The sequence below is a fragment of the Pseudomonas sp. NPDC088322 genome (assembly GCF_044740745.1).
Taxonomy (GTDB): Bacteria; Pseudomonadota; Gammaproteobacteria; order Pseudomonadales; family Pseudomonadaceae; genus Aquipseudomonas; species Aquipseudomonas shirazensis.
Genome location: NZ_JBIURK010000014.1, coordinates 1 through 1,880, shown reverse-complemented (window position 1 = coordinate 1,880; position 1,880 = coordinate 1). Strand labels below are relative to the sequence as shown.

The window sequence follows — 1,880 nt, the reverse complement described above, 5'->3', positions numbered from 1 at the left end:
TCTTTGTAGACGTCTTCAACGTTGGTGTTCGGGACCGACAAGGTGCCCTTGCCATCAGCGCCAACTGTGACGGTGTAATCAGCACCACCGACGTTCACGGTCAAGGTAGCAGTGGCACCCGCCTGCGGCGGGTTACTCAGCTGGAAGTTGAAGGTGAGGTTTGCGTCACCTTCTTTCGCAGCTTCAGCAGTGACGGCCACAGTCGTGGTGTCGATGGTGTCTTCGACAGCGACAGTGGTGGTCGCGCCGGTCAGATCGACCGCTTCGAAGTTGCCGCCGGTGACGCCCGTGACGGTGGCAGTCACTTCGCTGCCATCTTTGTAGACGTCTTCAACGTTAGTATTCGGAACCAGCAGAGTACCCTTGCCGGATGCATCGATATCAACGGTGTAGTTTGTGCCACCGACGTTAACGGTCAGAGTCGTGGTGCTGCCGGCTTGCGGCGGATTGCTCAGCTGGAAGTTGAAGGTGAGGTTCGCATCACCTTCCTTCGCAGCTTCGGCAGTGATGGTCACGGTAGTGGTATCGATGGTGTCTTCGACGGCAACGGTGGTGGTCGCGCCAGTCAGATCGACGGCTTCGAAGTTACCGCCATTGACCGCAGTGACAGTCGCGGTGACTTCGCTGCCATCTTTGTACACGTCTTCAACGTTGGTATTCGGGACCTGGAGAGTGCCCTTGCCATCGGCGCCAACAGTTACCGTGTAATCAGTGCCGCCGACGTTAACGGTCAAGGTAGCCGTGGTACCCGCCTGCGGCGGGTTGCTCAGCTGGAAGTTGAAGGTGAGGTTGGCATCACCCTCCTTCGCAGCTTCAGCAGTGACGGCCACGGTCGTGGTATCGATGGTGTCTTCGACAGCGACAGTAGTGGTCGCGCCGGTCAGATCCACAGCTTCGAAGTTACCGCCATTGACTGCGGTCACGGTTGCAGTGACTTCGCTGCCGTCTTTGTAGACGTCTTCAACGTTGGTGTTCGGGACCTGGAGAGTGCCCTTGCCATCAGCGCCAACGTTGACGGTGTAGTTAGTGCCACCGACATTTACAGTCAGAGTCGTGGTGCTGCCTGCCTGCGGCGGGTTGCTCAGCTGGAAGTTGAAGGTCAGGTTCGCATCCCCCTCCTTCGCAGCTTCAGCAGTGACGGCCACAGTCGTGGTATCGATGGTGTCTTCGACGGCAACAGTGGTGGTCGCGCCGGTCAGATCGACGGCTTCGAAATTGCCACCATTGACCGCGGTCACGGTCGCAGTGACTTCGCTGCCGTCTTTGTAGACGTCTTCGATGTTTGTGTTAGGGACCTCGAGGGTGCCCTTGCCATCAGCGCCAACAGTTACCGTGTAATCAGTACCACCGACATTTACAGTCAGAGTCGTGGTGCTGCCTGCCTGCGGCGGGTTGCTCAACTGGAAGTTGAAGGTGAGGTTGGCATCACCCTCCTTCGCTGCTTCAGCAGTGACGGCCACGGTAGTGGTGTCGATGGTGTCTTCGACAGCGACAGTAGTGGTCGCGCCGGTCAGATCCACAGCTTCGAAGTTACCGCCATTGACTGCGGTTACGGTTGCAGTGACTTCGCTGCCGTCTTTGTAGACGTCTTCAACGTTGGTGTTCGGGACCTGGAGAGTGCCCTTGCCATCGGCGCCAACAGTGACGGTGTAATCAGTACCACCGACGTTGACGGTCAAGGTAGCGGTGGTACCCGCCTGCGGCGGGTTGCTCAGCTGGAAGTTGAAGGTGAGGTTGGCATCCCCTTCTTTCGCAGCTTCAGCAGTGACGGCCACAGTCGTGGTGTCGATGGTGTCTTCGACGGCAACAGTGGTGGTCGCGCCAGTCAGGTCGACGGCTTCGAAGTTACCGCCATTGACTGCGGTCACGGTTGCAGTGAC

Annotated in this window: 1 protein-coding gene; it reads right to left on the bottom strand. The window is 58.2% G+C overall.

Going from position 1 to position 1,880, the window contains the following annotated elements; translation table 11 throughout:
• Positions 1–1,880, bottom strand: a 1,880-nt coding sequence (locus ACIOAU_RS23575) for a beta strand repeat-containing protein (protein WP_401184867.1), incomplete at both ends; no start/stop codon positions are given.